A 1,780-nucleotide genomic window follows, 5' to 3' on the forward strand; every position below is an offset into this window, starting at 1 on the left:
TTCCGCGACGAGATCATCGAGAACCGGGATCTGCGCGGCAACAAGGCGGTCGATTACGAATTCGCCGCTGAGATCGCCGACAGCATCATCGCGCGTTTCGATGCCGGTGAATTCGACGTCGCGACCCTGTTCTACTCGCGCTTCCGCTCCGTGATCTCGCAGATCCCGACCGCGCAGAAGCTCATCCCGGCCGAGCTGCCGGAGACCGGCGCCACGGCTCCCGACGCCGCCCTGCAGTTCGAGCCGAGCGAGGAGGCCATCCTCGACACGCTGCTGCCGCGCAACCTCACCGTCCAGGTGTTCCGCGCGCTCCTGGAGAACGCCGCTTCCGAGCAGGGTGCCCGGACGGGTGCCATGGACTCCGCCACGCGCAACGCCGGCGAAATGATCAAGAAGCAGACGCAGATCTACAACCGGACGCGTCAGGCCATGATCACCAAGGAACTCATCGAGATCATCTCGGGTGCCGAAGCGCTCTAAGCGCTCTCCGACGCCCTGAACGCAACGTATCCAAAGGACCCGTAACATGGCGAACACCGCTCTCCCCGGCGCCGGCTCGAACAAGGTCGGCAAGATCACCCAGGTCATCGGCCCCGTGGTCGACGTGCACTTCGACGGCCACCTGCCCGAGATTCTCAACGCCCTGGAGACGAAGAACAACGGCAGCCGCCTCGTTCTCGAAGTCGCCATGCAGCTCGGCGAGAGCACCGTGCGCTGCATCGCCATGGACACCTCGGAAGGCCTGGTGCGCGGCCAGGAAGTCACCGACACCGGCGAGGCCATCAAGGTCCCGGTCGGTTTCAACACCCTCGGCCGCATCATGAACGTCATCGGCGAGCCGATCGACGAGGCCGGCCCGATCCAGTCGGAGACGCTGCGCGCCATCCACCAGCCGGCGCCTGCCTATTCCGAGCAGTCCACCGAGTCGCAGATCCTCGTCACCGGCATCAAGGTGGTCGACCTTCTCGCCCCTTACGCCAAGGGCGGCAAGATCGGCCTGTTCGGCGGCGCCGGCGTGGGCAAGACCGTGCTGATCATGGAACTCATCAACAACATCGCCAAGGTGCACTCCGGCTACTCGGTGTTCGCCGGCGTCGGTGAGCGCACCCGCGAGGGCAACGATCTCTATCACGAGATGATCGAGTCCAAGGTCAACATGGACCCCAAGGAGCACAACGGCTCGGCCGAGGGCTCCAAGTGCGCCCTGGTCTACGGCCAGATGAACGAGTCCCCCGGCGCCCGCTCGCGCGTCGCCCTCACCGGCCTGACCATCGCCGAGGACTTCCGCGACCAGGGCCAGGACGTGCTGTTCTTCGTGGACAACATCTTCCGCTTCACCCAGGCCGGTTCGGAAGTGTCGGCGCTGCTGGGCCGCATCCCTTCGGCGGTGGGCTACCAGCCGACGCTGGCCACCGACATGGGCGCCCTGCAGGAGCGCATCACCACCACCACGAAGGGCTCGATCACCTCGGTGCAGGCCATCTACGTGCCGGCCGACGATCTGACCGACCCGGCGCCCGCCGCCTCGTTCGCCCACCTCGACGCCACGACCGTGCTGTCGCGCTCGATCGCCGAGAAGGGCATCTACCCGGCCGTGGATCCGCTGGACTCCACCTCGCGCATGCTCAACCCCGCCGTCCTCGGCGAGGAGCACTACGACGTCGCCCGTAAGGTCCAGCAGACGCTGCAGCGCTACAAGGCCCTTCAGGACATCATCGCGATCCTGGGCATGGACGAGCTCTCGGAAGAGGACAAGCTCACCGTCGCGCGCGCCCGCAAG

At 66.2% G+C, this 1,780-nt stretch carries 2 protein-coding genes; both read left to right on the top strand.

Annotation, left to right across the window (positions count from 1 at the left end; all coding sequences use genetic code 11):
- On the top strand, positions 1-480 hold a 480-nt coding region (locus MFF30_RS25530; protein ID WP_238283046.1), incomplete at its 5' end, for a F0F1 ATP synthase subunit gamma.
- Between the two features lie 46 nt (positions 481-526).
- Positions 527-1,780 (top strand): F0F1 ATP synthase subunit beta (gene atpD, locus MFF30_RS25535; RefSeq protein ID WP_238283047.1); only part of this gene is annotated, 1,254 nt, incomplete at its 3' end.

This window comes from Methylobacterium goesingense (assembly GCF_022179225.1).
In the GTDB taxonomy this organism is placed as follows: domain Bacteria; phylum Pseudomonadota; class Alphaproteobacteria; order Rhizobiales; family Beijerinckiaceae; genus Methylobacterium; species Methylobacterium goesingense.